The sequence below is a fragment of the Bradyrhizobium sp. HKCCYLS1011 genome, from assembly GCF_051167795.1.
Classification (GTDB): domain Bacteria; phylum Pseudomonadota; class Alphaproteobacteria; order Rhizobiales; family Xanthobacteraceae; genus Bradyrhizobium.
The window spans coordinates 725251-744638 of sequence record NZ_JBNPTT010000002.1; the positions used below are offsets into that span (position 1 = coordinate 725251).

Sequence of the window (19388 nt, forward strand, 5' to 3'; positions counted from 1 at the left end):
GGCTCAGGCCCTAGCTCGGGACCGTATAGCGCTTTGCATGGCCGCCGACGAGGGCCGTCGAGCGCACCGAGGCGCCAGCCGCGATCAGGGCTGCCCTGATCTTTTCGAGGCTCGAGGGGGCCTCGATCGAGACCAGAAGGGCGGCGCTGTCGAAGGCGGTATCCGGCACCGTTACGATGTCGGCCAGAGGCGATAGCGCCCGCGCGACCTGGGCATTCCATCCGGAGACGCGGATGCTCCAGGTCTCGACCTCCAGCAGCAGCGCATCGTCGGCTACGCGCGAGATCGCAAAGACTGGCAGCGCCGCCGGATGATCGGCGCGCTCCAGGAATGGCAGCCGGGCGATGATCTTCGGCGCGCCGACCGGCTCGAGCGCGATCCACCACGGCGTATGCCCCGATGTCACCGAGACCAGCGCCAGATCGCCCTTGGATTTCGCCACCGCTTCGACCGCGGCCTGGGCGCTGAAATGCGCCACATAAGGCACGAGGAATCCGAAATGGAACCGCGCAGAATCGCGCATCGCGGCTTCGCCGACCGAGACGTCGGCATGCACGGAAAACGGCGCCTGCACATACGTGAAGGTGGACACGATCACGCGCCAGATGCTCTCGACCGTATCGAGCGGCAGAATGCCGCGATGGCGCTGAACCAGGCGCTTCATCATGTCGGCTTCGCGCGCCGGGCGGAAGGCCGAGCCGACCTCCTGCGTCTTCTTCACCTGGATCAGCCGATCGATGATGTCGCCGCGCTTCATCAACAGCTGATGCATCTGCTCGTCGATCGCATCGATCTCCTTGCGCAGATCGGCAAGAGAGGGCGGGGCGGGAGGCGTCTCGGGCATCGCGCGATAATCTCTAGGCTGCATGCAACGCCTGCTGCGCGGCAGGCCTTTGTCGTTCTGTCCCATCGATGAGGTCCGCGCAACACCAAGTTTACCCCGCGCTGCTTGGCTTTCAGAATTGCTACAGCTGCAACGTCAGCGGGATGCCGTTAACTATCGCTCGCCTTGACGTCGGTCGTGCGCGGGACTAGGTTAATGCCTATTCCGTGGTCATTTGAGCCGGCCGGCTTGCAGCCACGTTAAAAAACTCGCTAAACAGGCCGGGGACAGTTTCGATCCCGGCCGAACCCAAGTTCAGGCCGGGTTTTTTATGGCCTGATATGTCACGTGGTTCGGGAGCCTCGGCAAGCGCCGGGGACAGAGACATGACAGGCCTGACGCCCAAATCGAAAACGCCGCGGCGCGCGATCCCGCCGCAGGAGCGTTCGCATGAGGTCGATCATCCGAGCTCGCCGGTCGCTGAGTTCGGCATTGATAAGCCGTTGCGGCTCGACTGCGGCGTTGACCTCGCGCCGTTCCAGATCGCCTACCAGACCTATGGCGAGCTCAATGCCAACAAGTCCAATGCGATCCTGGTCTGCCACGCACTGACCGGCGATCAGCATGTCGCCAACCGTCATCCGATGACCGGCAAGCCTGGCTGGTGGGAGACCATGGTCGGCCCGGGCCGTCCACTCGACACCAACCGCTACTTCATCATCTGCTCCAACGTCATCGGCGGCTGCATGGGCTCGACCGGCCCCGCCTCGCTTAACCCTGCGACCGGAAAGGTCTGGGGCCTGGACTTTCCGATCATCACCATCCCCGACATGGTGCGCGCGCAGGCGATGCTGGTCGACTATCTCGGCATCGATACGCTGTTTGCTGTTGTTGGCGGCTCGATGGGTGGCATGCAGGTGCTGCAGTGGACGGCGGCCTATCCGGAGCGGGTGTTCTCGGCGCTGCCGATCGCCTGCGCGACGCGCCACTCGGCGCAGAACATCGCGTTCCACGAGCTCGGTCGCCAGGCCGTGATGGCCGATCCGGACTGGGATCACGGCCGCTACGCCGACAAGGCAGTGCATCCGCATCGCGGGCTCGCGGTGGCGCGCATGGCCGCGCACATCACCTATCTCTCGGACGCCGCGTTGCATCGCAAGTTCGGCCGCCGCATGCAGGATCGCGAGCTGCCGACCTTCTCCTTCGACGCCGATTTCCAGGTTGAGAGCTATCTGCGCTATCAGGGTTCGTCCTTTGTCGAGCGCTTCGACGCCAACGCCTATCTCTATCTGACCCGCGCGATGGATTATTTCGACATCGCCGCTGATCATGATGGTGTGCTGACGGCAGCCTTCCGCGGCATCGAGACGCGCTTCTGTGTCGTCTCCTTCACCAGCGACTGGCTGTTTCCGACCGCGGAATCGCGCGCGCTAGTGCATGCGCTCAACGCGTCCAGCGCACGGGTGTCGTTTGCCGAGATCGAGACCGACAAGGGGCATGATGCCTTCCTGCTCGATGTACCCGAATTCTTCGACATCGCCCGTGCCTTCCTCGAATCCGCGGGCAAGGCGCGCGGGCTGAACGAGCCGGGAGAGTGATGATGTCGCTGCAACAGGTCCTGCCGTTGAACGGCGCGGCGGCGCGCGAGGTGCTCGCCTATCGTCCTGATCATCTCCTGATCGCCGAGATGGTCGATCGCGGCTCGAAGGTGCTCGACGTCGGCTGCGGCGACGGCGATCTTTTGCAGCTCCTGGAGAGCCGCGGCATCGATGGACGCGGCATCGAGCTGTCGCGCGAGGGCGTCAACCATTGCGTCGCGAAGGGCCTTGCGGTGGTGCAGGGCGATGCCGACACAGACCTTTCCAACTATCCCGACGACGCGTTCGACTACGTGATCCTGTCGCAGACCCTACAGGCGACACGCCGGCCGAAGGCGGTGCTCGAAAATCTCCTGCGCATCGGCCGGCGCGCGATCGTGACGTTTCCGAATTTCGGCTTCTGGCGCATGCGCCTGCAGCTCTTGATCGGCGGCCACATGCCGCGGACGGAGAACCTGCCGGCGACCTGGTACGACACGCCCAACATCCATTTCTGCACCATCAAGGACTTCGTCCAGCTCTGCGACGAGATCAACGTCAAGATGGAGCGCGCGGTGGCGCTCGACTCCTACGCCCGCCCGCTGCGCTTCAATATGCCCTGGTGGTTCTGGAACATGTTCGGCGAGCAGGGGATCTTCTTGCTCAGTCGGGCCGGGAAGGCGCGGTAGTCCCACGTCATTCCGGGGCGCGAGTTGTTTCGGCAATCTCCGATGTCGTCCCGGCGAACGCCGGGACCCGTAACCACCGGCCTTGCTAGACGATGACTGATAGTTTGCTTCTATCCGATAGAATCCGCGGTATGGGTCCCGCCCTTCGCCGGGACGACAGAGGAAGGCTTGGCGACGTCACGGCCTGAGTCTCCGGGTTTACGTCTCGAACAGCATACGGCGTCCCAGGGCACCCCCGCGGAGCATTTGCGCCGAGCTTTGCGAAAATCTTCGCCTCCCACTCAGAGAGGCGCAGGGAAGACCGGGTTCCGGCTGGTACCCACGGCTCCCATCTGGCACGATGAGCAATTTACACCTGCCGGACGTGGTTGCGCAGCTGCCGGGCGATGCGTTGTCCTGCCAAACACAATGACTTGCGAAATATTTTCTGCGGGCACTGTCGGTGCGGCAACCGCCGGTTCGTCTTGTTGAGGACGGCCGGATTGTCCGGTCGAGGCGCGAAGTCAAAAAGGAAGGTGACGATGCGATTCATGATGCTGATGATTCCGCTCGGCTATGAGGCGGCGCCGCCTGACGTTCAGCTCGATCCCGAGCGTGTCGCGGCGATGATGCGCTACAACGAGGCGCTGAAGGACGCAGGCGTGCTGATCACGCTGGACGGCCTGCATCCGCCGTCGATGGGCGCCCGGGTCTCGTTTGCCGGCGGCAAGCCGGTCGTGACCGACGGTCCGTTCACCGAATCCAAGGAGGTGCTCGGCGGCTACTGGATGATCGACGTCGCCTCGCGTGAGGAGGCGATCGCCTGGGCCAAAAAATGCCCGGCATCCGACAACGAGATCATCGAGATCCGCCAGGTGCAGGAGATGGCGGATTTCTCCGAGGATGTTCAGAAGGCCGCCGCCGGTTTCGACGCGCTACCGCGCGCCGGCCGACGCTGATCCACCCCATTGTGCAGAACGAGGAAAAATCGATGACCGATAACAGCAACACCTATCTCGCCGTGTTTCTTGGCAGCCGGACCAGCCCGCAATGGAAGGCGTGGGAGGCACTGTCCGAAGCCGATCGGAAAGCGCGGGAGCAGCAGGGCATGGCCGCCTGGCATGCCTGGGTCAATAAGCACAAGGATGCGATCGCCAGCATGGGCGGTCCGCTCGGCAAGACCAAGCGGGTCGACAACGGCGGCATCACCGACATCAGCAACGAGATGGGCGCGTTCACGGTGGTCCGCGCTGCCTCGCACGAGGATGCCGCCAGGATGTTCGAGAACCATCCGCATTTTGCGATTTTCCCGGGCGAGCGGGTCGAGATCATGCCGGTGCTGCCGATCCCGGGCGGTTAGTGGTGGCTGCTGACTGAAAGGACCATCGCTGCTGCGGAGGAGTATGCAGGTTTGGGCTGGTGGGAGCCCTTATCGTGCAGCGAGCCGGGGTGGGGTGACACCACCATCCGCGTCCCCGGTGCCCATGTTCATGGGCCAGGTCAGGCGCCCTGAGAATAGTCGAACCAATGACGACCGATTGCGGAGGTCACCCCACCCCGCTCGCCCGCTTCGCGTGCGATCGACCCTCCCCCTGCAGGGGAGGGTGACTTCCCGCACTGTAGGCTCTCCGAAAAGCTCTGGCTTCTGCGTGGCCGGCTCATGTAAAAGCCCTTCACATGAGCTGGCGCAAGGAACAGCGCCGCGCCGAGCGCGGCTATCATCACGGCAACCTCAAAGAGGCGCTGCTGCAGGCCGCGCTCGACCTGATCGCGCAGAAGGGGGCCGCCGGCTTCACCTTCGCGGACGCTGCCCGCATGGCGGGTGTTAGCCCGGCCGCGCCGTACCGGCATTTCCGCGACCGCGAGGAGCTCCTGACCAGCATCGCCCAGCGCGGTTTCGAGCAGTTCGAGAGCCAGCTCTCCGCCGCCTGGGACGACGGCCGGCCGGACACGGTCACCGCGTTCGAGCGGGTCGGCAAGGCCTATCTCGCTTTTGCCCGCGAGGAGCCGGCCTTCTATTCGGCGATGTTCGAATCCGGCGTGCCGGCGGATTCCTCGCCGGGGCTGATGGCAGCCGGCGAACGAGCCTTCGGCGTCATTCGCGCGGCTGCGGAGCGGCTCGCGGCGCTGGCCCCGCCCGGCGCGCCGCGCCCGCCGGCGCTAATGATGGCGCTGCATATCTGGTCGATGGCGCATGGCATCGCCTCGCTGTTTGCGCGGGGCGATGCGGCACGCCGCAAGCTGCCGATGTCCCCGGAGGAGCTGCTCGAAGCCGAGCTCCTGATCTATGTGCGCGGGCTCGGCTTTCCGACCGATCGCCGCAACACCACCTCCAGCGCAGCGGCCGAGCCGCCGCCACTGCCCGAGGACGAGCGTCCCGCCGGTCCCTGGGGCCGGGCGAAATAATCTTTCACAAATAATTCAAGCGACGCGTCAGGTGGTCGCCTTGACAAAATTCATGGTTGAGCTAGCTATGTAAATGTTATTTACATTCACAACGGCGCATGCCGTGATGGAGAGGCAGATGGCCTACAGCGCAGACGTCAATCGATGGCGCGGCCCCGACGAGGACCAGTACCGACGGCCCCACATGATGGAGTCGCCGTGGCACCCCGGGTGGATCGCTGTGACCATCCTCGGCTTCATCATTTGGTGGCCGATCGGACTTGCCCTTCTCTTTTTCACACTCGGGAGCAGAAAGATGGCGTGCTGGAATGGCGGCGACCGCTGGCAGAACAAGATGGAGCGGATGCAGTGGAAGATGGAGCGGATGCGCGACAAAATGGAGCGCCGCGGCTTTGGTTTCGGCTTCGCGCCGCCCTCGAGCGGCAACCGCGCCTTCGATGAATACCGCATGGAGACGCTGGAGCGGCTCGAGGAGGAACAGCGCGAATTCAAGGAGTTCCTGAGCCGGCTGCGTCACGCCAAGGATAAGGAGGAGTTCGACGCCTTCATGGCCCAGCACCGCCAGCGTCCGACCCCGCCGAACGATCAGCCGCAGCAGGGCTGATAGCTGCTGCGACATTGAGCCTCAGGTCGATCCAGCCCCCAACCTGATGGCCATAAGACGCCCGTCTGCATCCCGCAGGCGGGCGTTTTTCCTTTGGACCGGGTACTCTTACCCTTCGCTGAGACGGGAAGGGCGGAGACTGCGGTTCCCTCCTGCGGTCTGGCCTCCCAAATGCCGAGCTTGTGATCGGGACGTGTCCATAACGGGTTGCACCGCCAGGGCTTTCGCCTTTGAAACTCGCGCGCGGTAACCCAGCCTTAACCACCGGCGGGGTTTGGTGAGCTCCGAGTAAAGTCGCGCAAGCAGCCCTTGTTTTGACATTTTGGCGGGAGAAGGAGGCCAGAAGGCTTCGGCGGGCCTCCCAAGCGACCAAGACAGGGTTCATCGCGTAGGCGCTTTACCGCCGCGACGGCAGCGGCCGTGACCCCCGCCTGCTGCCCGTTCCCGGAATACCTGCAACAGAGGCTTGCAAGACAGGATTTGGGACGCTCAAGACGTGAGACAGTCAGACTTGGGAAATTTGAGAGGATACTGCCAATGAACCCGGCCGACGTCGGTCAGTCCGCCCTACCGGTCGTCTCGGGCGATGTCTCGCTGATCGCGCTGTTCTGGCAGGCGCATTGGGTGGTGAAGTGCGTCATGCTCGGCCTGATCACCTGCTCGGTCTGGGTGTGGGCGATCGCGATCGACAAGACCTTTCTCTATTCCCGCACCCGCCGCTCGATGGATCGCTTCGAGCAGGCGTTCTGGTCCGGTGAATCGATCGAGGAGCTTTATCGCGCGCTGTCGGCCAAGCCGACCCAGTCGATGGCAGCCTGCTTCGTGGCGGCGATGCGCGAATGGAAGCGCTCCTTCGAGGGCCACGCGCGCTCCTTCGCCGGTCTGCAGATGCGCATCGACAAAGTGATGAACGTCTCGATCACGCGCGAGGTGGAACGGTTGGAACGCCGGCTGCTGGTGCTCGCCACGGTCGGCTCTGCAGGCCCTTTCGTCGGCCTGTTCGGCACCGTATGGGGCATTATGTCGAGCTTTCAGTCGATCGCGGCGTCGAAGAATACCTCGCTGGCCGTGGTCGCGCCCGGTATCGCGGAGGCGCTGTTTGCCACCGCGATCGGCCTGATCGCGGCCATTCCTGCGACCATTTTCTACAATAAATTCACCTCGGAGGTGAACCGGCAGGCCCAGCGTCTCGAAGGTTTTGCGGATGAATTTTCCGCAATCCTGTCGCGTCAGATCGACGAGCGGGGATGAGGGCGGGTATACTGTAGCGGCTATGGCGAGCACCAGAACATGGGCATGAGCATGGGAAGCGCGTCCGGCGGCGGTGGCCGTCGGGGCCGGCGCAACAAGGCTGTCATGGCGGAGATCAACGTCACGCCCATGGTCGACGTGATGCTGGTGCTCCTGATCATCTTCATGGTCGCCGCGCCGTTGCTGACCGTGAACATCCAGGTCGATCTGCCGCAGGCGCAAGGTGGCTCGGCCTCGACCGCCGACGCTAAGCCTCCGCTCGAGGTCACCGTCAAGAAAACCGGCGGCGGCTGCGCATCCAAGGTCGACGTCTATCTCGGCGAGACGCAGATCGCGCTGAACGAGCTCGGGCCCAAGATCAAGGCGATGAAGGAAGCCAATGGCGCGGGCGGCGAGAACGTGGTCAAGATCCGCGGCGATCGCGACGCCTGCTATGCCGACATGATGAAGGTGCTGGGCATGGCGCGCGACGCCGGCTACCGCGCCAGCATCGTCGTGCTACCGGAACAGGGCTCATGACGCTGTCCGATGTCACCCGGTTCGTGCGCACGCGCAAAGGCACGGTGCTCTCCGTGCTGTTGCACGTGATCGTGCTCGGCTGGGGGCTGTTCAGCTTTTCCGCGCGCTCGATGGTGGCGCCGCCTGAGGACCTCGTGCCGGTCGACGTGATCTCGGAGGACAATACGTCCAAGGCCAAGGCCGGTCACCTCGACGGCAAGAAGGACAATCCGAAGCCGCTCGTCGACAAGATCGGCGACAAGAAGCCGGCCGAAGACATCGTCGGCAAGGTCGATACCAAGCCGGTCACCGAAACGGATGCGGCGCCGACGCCGCAGCCGAAGCCCGACAAGCCGGTGGAGAAGAAGCCCGATCCGCCGAAGCCGGTCGAGAAGAAACCTGACCCGCCGAAGCCGGTGGCCGAGAAGAAGCCGGACCCGCCGCAGCCTGCGCCTGCCGACAAGCCGAAGCCGGAAGAGAAGAAGCCCGATCCGTTCAACCCGGACCAGATCGCGAGCATGCTGAACAAGGACAAGGCCAAGCAGCCGCCGAAGCAGCAACTGGCCGACGCCGCGCAGCCCGAGCCTCCGAAGCACAAGACCGAGCGCAAGTTCGACTACGAGAAGATTTCAAGCCTGATCAATCAAAAAGACCCGACCCGGCAGGCGGCCACCGGCGCCGAACTGAACGCCAACGCCGCGCTTGGCACCGCGCGTGGAACGGCGGACAGCAATGTCGCGAGCTGGCGCGGCGCGTTCATGACGGCGGTGCGGCGCTGCTTCGGCTTCCCGTATAACGGACAGGATGCCGATCTGTTCGAGGCCGATATCGACATTCCGATGCGTCCCGATGGAACGCTTGCGGCCGAGCCGGTGGTCGTGGCCCTTCGCGGGCCCTCCCGATCGGTTGCCGCGGCGATGGCCGAGAGCGCGAAGCGCGCCATCATCCAGTGCCAGACTTACACCTTCCTCCCGAAAAATCAGTACGACAACTGGAGGAAGATCGAGACCACGTTTTCCCTGAAAGACATGCGATGAGTGCGAATTTCGAATCCAAGCTTGTCATGCGTTCGCGTCATGGGCTGTCACGCCGCCGCTTTATTGCCGGTGCCGGCGTCGCGGCCGCCTCGTTGGGGTGGTCTGCCGCATTGGCTCAGCAGGGACAGCAGCCGCAGCAGGGACGCCTTCGCATCGATCCCAATGACTTCAAGCCGATTCCGATCGCGATCCCGCCCTTCGTGCCGGGAGGCCCGGCCGACGCCGACGTTGCCAACGGCATCTCGCAGGTCATCAACAACAACCTGAAGCGCAGCGGGCTGTTTGCTCCGATCGATCCGGCTGCGTTCGCCGAGCGCATCACGAATTTCGACGTTCCGCCGCAGTTCGTGAGCTGGCGGCCGCTCAATCTGCAGGGATTGGTGACCGGACGTGCAACGCGTCAGCCCGACGGACGTCTCAAAGCCGAATTTCGTCTCTGGAATATCGACTCGCAGCAGCAGGTCACCGGGGCGCAATATGTCACCGCACCGGAATATTGGCGCCGCATCGGCCACATCATCTCCGACCAGATCTACGCGCAGATGACCGGCGAGAAGGGCTATTTCGACAGCCGCGTCGTGTTCGTCGATGAGAGCGGTCCGTCGGAGCGCCGCGTCAAGCGGCTCGCGCTGATGGACCAGGACGGCGCCAATGTGCGCTATCTCACGCGCGGCGCCGATCTCGTGCTGACGCCACGCTTCTCGCCGTCGAGCCAGGAAATCACTTATATGGAATTCGGGCAGGGCGACCCGAAGGTCTATCTGTTCAACATCGAGAACGGCCAGCGCGAGATCGTCGGCAACTTCCCGGGCATGTCGTTCTCGCCGCGCTTCTCGCCCGACGGCCAGCGCATCATCATGAGCCTGCAGCAGGGCGGCAATTCCAACCTGTTCGTGATGGACCTGCGCTCGCGCACCACCACACGGCTCACCGACACGCCGGCGATCGATACCTCGCCCTGCTACTCGCCGGACGGCAGCCAGCTCTGCTTCGAAAGCGATCGCGGCGGCAAGCCGCAGATCTACGTCATGCCGGCGGGCGGCGGGCAGGCGCAGCGCATCTCGTTCGGCGACGGCACCTATTCGACTCCCGTGTGGTCGCCGCGTGGCGACTACATCGCTTTCACCAAGCAGGGTGGCGGTCAGTTCTCGATCGGCGTCATCAAGCCTGACGGCTCGGGCGAGCGCATCCTCACCGCCGGCTTCCATAATGAGGGTCCGACCTTCGCCCCGAACGGGCGCGTGTTGATGTTCTTCCGCGATCCCGGCGGTAACGCGGGGCCGTCGCTCTACTCGATCGACATCTCCGGCCGCAACGAGCTGAAGGTCCCCACCCCGGGCTACGCGTCGGACCCGGCCTGGTCGCCGCTGCTGTCGTAAGCGAGCGGCAGGGCCGCCGGCCCAAAAATATGCTCACGTGTATCATTTATAAGATACACGCACCGGTGTTATGATGCCGGGACCGGGCAAGCCTTGCCTAGTCCGTTGTATGGATGGATGGATTTCGCTCCTGCGCGGCTGCAGCAAGCTTCCGCTAACGATATTCACTCAGAAAGACTTCATCTGCCATCGGTAATACTGCGCGGCGAACGGGACACGCGCGGTCGAATGCAGCTTGCAAGTCAGAAGGGATATACTGATCAGAGGATGTCGCCCGCGATCCACGCGGCGCTGATCGATTCTCTGTTCCAGGACCCCGGTCCGATGTTCGCCGGCGCGCTCTGCGCGGCCGTCGCGGCCGTGATGACCGCGATCAAGAGCGGCGATCCCAAGCTTTGGCCGTGTGCCGTTCTGCTGATCATTGTCGGCGCGTTTCGGTCCCTCGACATGCGCCGTTACCGACGGCTGCGCGATACCCATCAGCTGTCGCAATCGGCGATCGCGCGCTGGGAGCTCCGTTACCAGGTCGGCGCGATGGTTTACGCGCTGGTCCTCGGCGTGTGGTGCTTCGCCGCGGTGGCTGACAGCCCCGACCCTGTCGTGCATCTGATCGCGATCGCCGTCACGCTTTGCTACATGTCCGCGGGGGCGGGCCGGACCTATGGACGTCCCTGGATATTCCACGTTCAGATCGTGCTGGCGTGCGGACCGCTGACGATCGCGCTCATGCTGAACGGCAGCCCCTATTACTTGGGCATGGCCGCGTTCTGCGTCCTGTTCTTCCTGTCGTTGAAGCACATCTCGACCAATCTGCAGAAGATGTTCGTCACGGCTTTCGTCGCGCGCGAGGGCGAGGCGGCGCTGGCCAGCCAGTTCGATACCGCGCTCAACAACATGCCGCATGGTCTGTGCATGTTCGGCGCCGACGGCAAACTCGCCGTCATGAACTATCGCTTCTGCCAGATGGCCGGTCTGCCGGACGACATTATTCACAGCGGTGCGAGCGCACACGACATTGTCGGCGCATGCGTCAACGCCGGCTCGATCTCGGCGGTCAACGGCACCATCATCCTGGCCCAGATCGAGAATACCAAGGCCCACAACATCGTCACCACCGATCCGGACCTGAGGCGCAACCGCTCGCTGTCCTGGACATTCCAGCCGATGGCCGGTGGCGGGGCGGTGGTGTTGCTCGAGGACATTACCGAGCGCCGGCAGGCCGAAGCGAGAATCACCCATCTGGCGCGCTACGACGAACTCACCACCTTGCCGAACCGCGTCAGCTTCCGCGACGAGATCGAGCGTCTGCTGAACATACGCCAGCCGGACGGTCAGCTTTCGGCGCTGCTGTTCGTCGATCTCGACCAGTTCAAGCAGGTCAACGACACGCTCGGACATCCTTGCGGCGATCAGCTGCTCTGTGCGGTGGCGCGGCGATTGCGTGACATGCTGCGGCCCGAGGATTTCGTCGCCCGCTTCGGCGGCGACGAATTCGTGGTCTTCCAGCGCAACATCCGTTCCAACGACGATGCCGCGATCTTGGCGCGGCGGATCGTCGATCATTTGAGCGAGCGCTACAAGATCGACAATCATCTGGTCGAGATCGGTGCCAGCGTCGGCATCGCGATGACTGCGCCCGGCGTCAGCGCCGACACCCTTTTGAAGAATGCCGACATGGCGCTCTATCGCGCCAAGGCCGACGGGCGCGGCACCTTCTGCTTCTTCCGCGACGAGCTGGCCCAGACCGTCGAAGCGCGACGCACGCTCGAGCTCGATCTGCGCAAGGCGCTGGCCAACGAGGAATTCGAGCTGTTCTACCAGCCACTCGTCAATCTCAAATCCGGCAGGATCTCGACCTGCGAGGCGCTGTTGCGCTGGAATCATCCGGTGCGGGGCACCGTGTCGCCGGTCGACATCATTCCGGTGGCCGAGGATATGGGGCTGATCGTCGATCTCGGACGCTGGATCCTGCGCAGGGCGTGCCTGGAATGCGTCAAATGGCCGGAGACGGTCAGCGTTGCCGTGAACTTCTCGCCGCAGCAGTTTCATCAGCGCGATGTCTTGAGCGAGGTGCGTTATGCCCTGGAGGTCTCGGGCCTGCCGCCGCATCGGCTTGAGATCGAGATCACTGAATCCTCACTGTTGCGCAACACGCAGCTGACCCACGATGTGCTCTCGCAACTGCATGCGATCGGCGTGCGGATTTCGCTCGATGATTTCGGCACCGGTTATTCCAGCCTGAGCTATCTGCATAACTTCCCGCTGCAGAAGGTGAAGATCGATCGCTCATTCCTTGAGGGCATCGACACCGACCGTCCGCTGACCTTGCTGCGTGGCGTGGCACGTCTTTCGGCCGATCTCGGCATGTCGGTCGTGGTTGAGGGCATCGAAACCAACGAGCAACTTGAACTGATCAGCGTCGATGGCACGGTGACGGAGGCTCAGGGCTATCTGTTCAGCCGGCCGGTGCCGGCTGTGCGCATCCGCCAGCTCCTCAATGCCTCGCATGGCCGCCAATCGGACAACGATCCCATGTTCGCGGTTCGTGGCCGCTCCATCGGCTGAACCGTCAAAGACACCAATACGATCCGTTGTATTACGGGCGTCCCACACGTCATTAACTCTATGCCGCTGAAATCTTTGCATCCCTGTTAACGAGCTGTTAAGCTTTAACTGTTCGCGTAAAAGTTGTGTGCAAAGGGGTTTCCTATGAAGTCTGCGGCTGGATCCGCCGCTGTTGCTCTGGAACGGAAGGCCGACCCTTTAGAGAATGTCGACTACAGACTGGCAGTAACCCCGGAAGACAAAGAGCGGATCTACCGCCTGCGCTACAACGCCTATCTGCGCGAGGGGGCAATCCTGCCGTCCGAGAGCGAACGCGTCACCGACGAATATGATGATCTGCCGAACAGTTTCATCTTTGGCGTCTTCGTCGACGGCGACCTTTACAGCTCGATCCGCGTCAGCGTCCTGAACTCGGAGTGGCGCGAATCGCTGTCAGCCGGAATGTTCCCGGATCTGATCCTTCCGGAGCTGGATCGGGGCAAGGTGATCATCGATCCGACGCGATTCGTTGCTGATCCCGAAAAGGCGCGCCGTTTTCCGGCTCCGCCCTACGTCACGGTGCGCCTCGGCTATGTTGCCTGCGCGCATTTCAACGCAGACATCGGCCTCGCCAATGTCCGGCCCGAGCATCGGGCGTTCTATCGCAAAGTGTTTCTCCAGGAGCCTTGGGGCGAGCCGCGGCTCTATTCCGGCCTGATTAAGCCGGTCGGGTTGGTCGCTGCGCATTATCCCTCGATCCGTGACCGGGTGTTCCAGCGCTTTCCCTTCATGCGTTCGAGCGCATTCGAGCGGCGCATGCTGTTCGAGCGTCCCGGCGATCAGGGCTTCATCCGTTCGTTCAGGATTCGCCCGGCTGTGATTGCCGGCTGAACGGCGGCATTTGCACTGTTTTTTGGCTGCAAAACCGGTCAAGCCAGAAATTGTTGCGCAAAATCTTTTGTTCCGGAAAATCGGCCCGGAAGTCCTGCATTTCCACCGGCCGGACTCTTGCCTTCACCCTGGCGCCACATTTACAACGCATTAACCACCGCGGTCGCTTTTGGCGGTTCGTTAGCTTTTGACCCAGTCCAGCAAGACCTCGTCAAGGTTGACGGAACGTTCGCTTAACCATCGCCCTGTAGACCGGATGACAGTCTAGAACGTGAGCGTGGAGGCTCCGGAATGAAATATCAGATGCGTATCCTCCAGGGATTGAAGCTGGCCGCCGTGCTCGCGGTCGCGCTGTCGATGGGCGCCTGCGCCAACAAGAATCTGACCGGTATGGACGCCAATGCAAACGCAGCGACGCCGGGCAGCCAGCAGGACTTCGTGGTGAATGTCGGTGACCGCGTGTTCTTCGAAAGCGACCAGACCGACCTCACGCCGCAGGCGACCGCGACCTTGGACAAGCAGGCGCAGTGGCTGCAGACCTATCCGCGCTATCAATTCACCATCGAAGGCCATGCCGACGAGCGCGGCACCCGCGAATACAACATCGCGCTCGGCGCCCGCCGCGCCCAATCGGTCCGCAACTATCTCGCCTCGCGCGGCATCGACCCGAGCCGCATGCGCACGATTTCGTACGGCAAGGAGCGCCCGGTCGCAGTCTGCAACGACATCTCCTGCTGGTCGCAGAACCGCCGCGCGGTCACGGTCCTGAACGCCAGTTCATAAGCCTGAACAAGATTGACCAATCCAAAGCCGGCGTCCGGAAGGGGGGCCGGCTTTGTCGCGTTTGCGGCCTGCATCTTTCGCTCGAACGTCATTTGTCTGAATCGGATTTTTGCAGTAAGTGCCTCGCGCAAAGAGGCGCGCGTTCGAGTGCTCCGATCCGGTCGTTCAGGGCAACATGTCATCCAAAACCCTTCAAGGAACCGCCGCTGCGACGATAGCTGCGCTGGTGCTGCTGTCGTTGCCGGTCTTGTCATCGCCGGCCTGGGCGCAGGCCGATGAGGATCCGGAGGTGCGCATCGAGCGGCTGGAAAATCAGCTGCGGCAGCTCACCGGCCAGAACGAGGAATTGCAGTACCGCAATCGCCAGCTAGAGGACCGGCTGCGCCAGCTCCAGGGCGGCGGGGTGCCCGGAGCGCCCGCGGCACAGCCGAATGCCGCCGCGGCACCGCCGCAGCCGACCCCGGCCTATGGCCAGCCGGCGCAGCCTGGCTACGGACAGCCTGCCCAACCCCAATATGGCGGCCAGCCCCAGGTCTATCCCCAGCAGCAGCCTGGATATGGCCAGCCGCAGGTTGCCGCACCTGCCCCGATCGCGCAGGATCCGGCTGGTCCGGGCAGGGGAGGGCGGCGCGGCGACGCCTTCGATCCGAACCAGAATCCGAGCGCGCCGGGCGCGCCGCAGGCGCTCGGTGGCGGTCAGCTGCCGATGCAGAGCGGCGGCGGCGCACCCGCCGGCCAGCCGATGAACCTCGCCAATACGCCGGCGGGCCGATACCCGCAAAGCGGGGCGCCGGCAGCTAGCCCTGCTCCCGGCCCGGGCGGGACCGACACGGCGCCACCGACGCAGTCGCCGCGCGACGAATATGACCTCGGCATCGGCTATATGCAGCGCAAGGACTACGCGCTGGCCGAACAGACCATGCGCAACTTCGCGCAAAAGTATCCCAACGATCCGATGGTCGGCGACTCGCAATATTGGCTCGGCGAGAGCTTCTTCCAGCGGCAGCAATATCGCGAGGCGGCCGAGGTCTTCCTGGCGGTGACGACCAAACACGAGAAGTCGGCGAAGGCGCCGGATGCGCTGCTCCGGCTCGGCCAGTCGCTGGCGGCCCTGAAGGAGAAGGAAGCCGCTTGCGCGGCCTTCGGCGAGATCACGCGCAAATACCCGCGCGCCTCGGCCGGCGTGAAAGCCGCCGTCGATCGCGAGCAGAAGCGGGTGAAATGCTGAGGGTTGTCCACCCGTAAGGCGCGATGGCGTTGATTGGGTTGCGCGCGGCGCGTCAATGATGGCCGTCGTCCCGGCCTTGAGTCGGGACCATCCACACAGCCTGGAGTGATCGGCTCAAGCTGTCGCTCCAGCACATTTCAACAAGTTCCGTTGGTGGTTATGGGTCCCTGCGTTCGCAGGGACGACACCGGATTTGTTGATCCAGCGGTGAACGCATAATCTCCTGTGCCATGGTGCAGCGGGACAAAGCCACAGACGACGACCGTCCGATCTCGGACGCCGAGGTCGAACGCCTGTTCTCGCCTCTGTCCGATGCGCCCGCATTGGTGCTTGCGGTCTCCGGCGGCCCGGATTCGATGGCGCTGATGTGGCTTGCGGCACGCTGGCGAGATCAGCGCGCGCAAGGTCCGCGCCTCATCGCCGTCACGGTCGATCACGGCCTGAGGAGGGAGGCCGCCCGCGAGGCGCGCGAGGTCAAACGGGTGGCGCGCACGCTGGATCTGCCGCATCGCACCTTGCGCTGGCGTGGCGATAAGCCCGCCTCCGGCGTGCCTGAGGCCGCAAGAGCCGCGCGCTACCGATTGCTGGTGCACGCCGCGCGGAGCGCCGGCGCAAGCCACATCGTCACCGCACATACCAGGGACGACCAGGCCGAAACGCTTCTGATGCGGCTGCTCCGCGGCAGCGGGATCGCTGGCCTCGCGGCAATGTCGGCCATCAGCGAACGGGAGGGGCTTGCGCTGGCGCGCCCCTTGCTCGGCATCTCCAAGGCGCAGCTCATCGCGACATTGCAGGCGGCGGAGATCAAGTTCACCGAAGATCCGACCAATGTCGATCCCGCCTTCACACGGCCGCGGCTGCGGGCGCTGATGCCGGCGCTCGCCGCCGAAGGCGGTGATGCGCGCAATCTGGCCCGGCTTGCGGCCCGTCTCGCCCGGGCCAATGCGGCGATCGAGGTGCTGGCCGATGGCGCCGAGCGTTATCTGGCGCTGACCAGCCGCATGAATTCGGGAGCCTCCCGTGGCCTGCGCAAGCAGCCCGCGCGCGGGCAGGTGTTCGACCTCCGCGCGTTTGCGGTCTTGCCGGAGGAAATTCGGCTGCGTCTCCTGATCCGCACGGTCGATCGCTTCGGGACTGAGGGGCCGGTGGAACTCGGTAAGGCCGAGGCGCTGTTGACCAGGCTGGACCGGGCTTTTGCGGAGTTTGCAGGAGGTGGCGAAGCCGCGCGAGACAGGTTAAAATCGACCCTTGCCGGTGCGTTGGTAAGCGTGGCTAATGGTCAGATCCGCATCGAACCGGCGCCGGCCCGTCGCGCTCGGAGCGGCTGACGGTCCAGCCTGCCATTCGGCCGCCTCGGTGGCTCCCTTGGCGGCCCCTTAACCACCTGCAATGGCGCAGCTTTCCAGAGCCATTTTTCGCACTGGAATCGATGTCGGATGCGGTAAATAGTCCTGAGTGGTTCCCTTGGCATTGTAGCGAGTGGCACCTAAATTAGACGACGGTCGACCGGGGGATTCCCTCGTGGCTACCTAGGGATAAGTCCAGGACCCATCCAGGGACAGACGGCCGCGATCCGCGCGACCACGAAGGAAAATCGATGAACGCCAATCTGCGTAATTTCGCCCTTTGGGTCATAATTGTTCTGTTGCTGTTGGCGCTGTTCACGCTTTTCCAGAACCCAAGCCAACGCACTTCCTCGACCGATATCTCGTTCTCGCAGCTGCTGACCGAAGTCGACCAGGGCCATGTCCGCGACGTCGTGATCCAGGGGCCGGAGATTCACGGCACCTTCAGCAATGGCACGTCTTTCCAGACCTATGCGCCGAACGATCCGAACCTGGTGAAGCGCCTGTATGACGCCAAGGTCCAGATCACCGCGAAGCCGCCGGGCGACAACGTGCCGTGGTTCGTCTCGCTCTTGGTCTCGTGGCTGCCGTTCATCGCGCTGATCGGCGTGTGGATTTTCCTGTCGCGGCAGATGCAGGGCGGTGCCGGCAAGGCGATGGGCTTCGGCAAGTCGCGCGCCAAGATGCTGACCGAGGCGCATGGCCGCGTCACCTTCGAGGACGTTGCCGGCGTCGACGAGGCCAAGCAGGACCTGCAGGAGATCGTCGAATTCCTGCGCGACCCCGGCAAATTCCAGCGGCTCGGCGGCCGCATTCCGCGCGGCGTGCTCCTGGTCGGTCCTCCCGGCACCGGCAAGACCTTGATCGCGCGTGCGGTGGCAGGCGAAGCCAACGTGCCGTTCTTCACCATTTCGGGTTCGGACTTCGTCGAGATGTTCGTCGGCGTCGGCGCGAGCCGCGTCCGCGACATGTTCGAGCAGGCCAAGAAGAACGCGCCCTGCATCATCTTCATTGACGAAATCGACGCGGTCGGCCGCCATCGCGGCGCCGGCCTGGGCGGCGGCAATGATGAGCGCGAGCAGACGCTGAACCAACTGCTCGTCGAGATGGACGGCTTCGAGGCCAATGAGGGCGTGATCCTGATCGCGGCCACCAACCGGCCCGACGTGCTCGATCCCGCCTTGATGCGTCCGGGCCGCTTCGACCGTCAGGTCGTGGTGTCGAACCCGGATATCATGGGCCGCGAACAGATCCTCAAAGTTCATGTCCGCAAGGTGCCGCTGGCTCCCGACGTCAACCTGAAGACCATTGCGCGCGGCACGCCCGGCTTCTCTGGCGCCGACCTGATGAACCTCGTCAACGAGGCGGCGCTGACGGCGGCCCGCCGCAACAAGCGAATGGTCACCCAGGCCGAGTTCGAAGAGGCCAAGGACAAGGTGATGATGGGCGCCGAGCGCCGCTCGATGGTGATGACGGAAGAGGACAAGATGCTCACCGCCTATCACGAGGCGGGCCACGCCATCGTCGCGCTCAACGTGCCGAGCCACGACCCGATCCACAAGGCCACGATCATTCCACGTGGTCGGGCGCTCGGCATGGTGCAGTCGCTGCCCGAGAGCGATCGTCACTCGCACACCCGCGAATGGTGCGTCTCCAAGCTGGCCATGGCGTTCGGCGGCCGTGAGGCCGAGGTACAGAAGTTCGGTGCCGACAAGGTGACGAACGGTGCCACCGGCGACATCCAGCAGGCCACGGGCTTGGCGCGGGCGATGGTGATGGAATGGGGCATGTCGGACAAGCTTGGCCGCGTGCGCTACCAGAGCAATGAGCAGGAGGTCTTCCTCGGTCACTCGGTGGCGCGCTCGACCAACATCTCCGATGACACGGCTCGCTTGATCGACTCGGAAATCCGCAGCCTGATCGAGGCCGGTGAGCAGGAAGCGCGCCGCATCATCACCGAGAAGCGGGACCAATGGGAGATGATCGCGCAGGCGCTGCTCGAATATGAGACGCTGACGGGCGAGGAGATCATCGACCTCCTGAAGGGCAAGAAGCCGAACCGCGAGTCGGTGGTCGAGCCGTCGACCCCGCGTGCCTCCGCGGTGCCGCCGGCCGGCAAGCCGCGGCCGCGTCCCGATCCGGATCCCGGTCTCGAGCCGCAGCCGCAGGCGTAAGCGAGACATCTTATTAAGGTGACGAAAAGCCCGGCGATGAGCCGGGCTTTTTCATGTGCCCACGACATGGTCGGCCTTGAGATGCGGGTCTCGGGCGGGTCGAGCCGCTTAAGCCTTCCTCAAGCGGTTTTCGCCTATTGCTGCCTGGCTGACGCGCCGTCCTGGCGCGAGGACGAGGT

General features: G+C 63.9%; 18 protein-coding genes and 1 riboswitch. Of the genes, 16 read left to right on the forward strand and 2 right to left on the reverse strand.

What is annotated here, in order from left to right; all coding sequences use genetic code 11:
• Positions 1-10 precede the first annotated feature (10 nt).
• Positions 11-844, reverse strand: a complete 834-nt coding sequence (locus ACQR1W_RS07900; RefSeq protein WP_434850461.1) for a chorismate mutase — start codon at positions 842-844, stop codon at positions 11-13.
• 196 nt (positions 845-1040) lie between these two features.
• A riboswitch (SAM riboswitch) is annotated at positions 1041-1120 on the forward strand.
• Between the two features lie 89 nt (positions 1121-1209).
• Here ACQR1W_RS07900 and metX point away from each other — a divergent pair.
• Complete coding sequence (gene metX / locus ACQR1W_RS07905; RefSeq protein ID WP_434850245.1) at positions 1210-2421, forward strand: homoserine O-acetyltransferase MetX; 1212 nt, start codon at positions 1210-1212, stop codon at positions 2419-2421.
• A gap of 2 nt (positions 2422-2423) precedes the next feature.
• Positions 2424-3089: a methionine biosynthesis protein MetW gene (metW, locus tag ACQR1W_RS07910; protein ID WP_434850246.1), complete on the forward strand. Its 666-nt coding sequence runs from the start codon at positions 2424-2426 to the stop codon at positions 3087-3089.
• A 349-nt stretch (positions 3090-3438) separates the two neighbouring features.
• Here the strand turns inward: metW and ACQR1W_RS07915 are convergent, their stop codons facing one another.
• Positions 3439-3621: a hypothetical protein gene (locus ACQR1W_RS07915; protein WP_434850247.1), complete on the reverse strand. Its 183-nt coding sequence runs from the start codon at positions 3619-3621 to the stop codon at positions 3439-3441.
• Between ACQR1W_RS07915 and ACQR1W_RS07920 the strand changes: the two genes are divergently transcribed.
• The 14 genes from ACQR1W_RS07920 (at position 3611) to ftsH (ending at position 19209) form a co-directional block, all read left to right on the forward strand.
• Positions 3611-4027, forward strand: coding sequence for a YciI family protein (locus ACQR1W_RS07920; RefSeq protein WP_434850248.1), 417 nt, complete (start codon positions 3611-3613; stop codon positions 4025-4027). The genes ACQR1W_RS07915 and ACQR1W_RS07920 overlap by 11 nt on opposite strands.
• A gap of 32 nt (positions 4028-4059) precedes the next feature.
• Positions 4060-4428 (forward strand): hypothetical protein, encoded by a 369-nt coding sequence (locus ACQR1W_RS07925; protein WP_434850249.1) that lies wholly within the window; start codon positions 4060-4062, stop codon positions 4426-4428.
• 317 nt (positions 4429-4745) lie between these two features.
• On the forward strand, positions 4746-5474 hold the full coding sequence (locus tag ACQR1W_RS07930; protein WP_434850250.1) for a TetR/AcrR family transcriptional regulator: 729 nt from the start codon (positions 4746-4748) through the stop codon (positions 5472-5474).
• Between the two features lie 118 nt (positions 5475-5592).
• A complete protein-coding gene (locus ACQR1W_RS07935) occupies positions 5593-6078 on the forward strand; it encodes a DUF2852 domain-containing protein (RefSeq protein ID WP_434850251.1) in 486 nt (161 codons plus the stop codon).
• A gap of 537 nt (positions 6079-6615) precedes the next feature.
• The gene (gene tolQ / locus ACQR1W_RS07940) at positions 6616-7329 is read left to right on the forward strand and encodes a protein TolQ (RefSeq protein WP_434850252.1); all 714 of its coding nucleotides are present in this window, start codon (positions 6616-6618) and stop codon (positions 7327-7329) included.
• Positions 7330-7368: 39 nt separating this feature from the next.
• Positions 7369-7848 (forward strand): biopolymer transporter ExbD, encoded by a 480-nt coding sequence (locus tag ACQR1W_RS07945; protein WP_035983913.1) that lies wholly within the window; start codon positions 7369-7371, stop codon positions 7846-7848.
• Complete coding sequence (locus ACQR1W_RS07950) at positions 7845-8864, forward strand: protein TolA (RefSeq protein ID WP_434850253.1); 1020 nt, start codon at positions 7845-7847, stop codon at positions 8862-8864. Before ACQR1W_RS07945 ends, ACQR1W_RS07950 begins: the two co-directional genes overlap by 4 nt.
• Before the next feature lie 26 nt (positions 8865-8890).
• Positions 8891-10243: a Tol-Pal system beta propeller repeat protein TolB gene (gene tolB, locus ACQR1W_RS07955; protein ID WP_434850254.1), complete on the forward strand. Its 1353-nt coding sequence runs from the start codon at positions 8891-8893 to the stop codon at positions 10241-10243.
• 228 nt (positions 10244-10471) lie between these two features.
• Complete coding sequence (locus ACQR1W_RS07960) at positions 10472-12808, forward strand: putative bifunctional diguanylate cyclase/phosphodiesterase (RefSeq protein ID WP_035983914.1); 2337 nt, start codon at positions 10472-10474, stop codon at positions 12806-12808.
• A gap of 144 nt (positions 12809-12952) precedes the next feature.
• On the forward strand, positions 12953-13678 hold the full coding sequence (locus tag ACQR1W_RS07965; protein ID WP_434850255.1) for an N-acyl amino acid synthase FeeM domain-containing protein: 726 nt from the start codon (positions 12953-12955) through the stop codon (positions 13676-13678).
• Between the two features lie 291 nt (positions 13679-13969).
• Positions 13970-14461 (forward strand): peptidoglycan-associated lipoprotein Pal, encoded by a 492-nt coding sequence (gene pal, locus ACQR1W_RS07970; RefSeq protein WP_035983915.1) that lies wholly within the window; start codon positions 13970-13972, stop codon positions 14459-14461.
• A gap of 175 nt (positions 14462-14636) precedes the next feature.
• A complete protein-coding gene (gene ybgF, locus ACQR1W_RS07975) occupies positions 14637-15689 on the forward strand; it encodes a tol-pal system protein YbgF (protein ID WP_434850256.1) in 1053 nt (350 codons plus the stop codon).
• 230 nt (positions 15690-15919) lie between these two features.
• Positions 15920-17017, forward strand: coding sequence for a tRNA lysidine(34) synthetase TilS (gene tilS / locus ACQR1W_RS07980; protein ID WP_434850257.1), 1098 nt, complete (start codon positions 15920-15922; stop codon positions 17015-17017).
• Between the two features lie 269 nt (positions 17018-17286).
• Positions 17287-19209 (forward strand): ATP-dependent zinc metalloprotease FtsH, encoded by a 1923-nt coding sequence (ftsH, locus tag ACQR1W_RS07985; RefSeq protein ID WP_008974149.1) that lies wholly within the window; start codon positions 17287-17289, stop codon positions 19207-19209.
• Positions 19210-19388 lie beyond the last annotated feature (179 nt).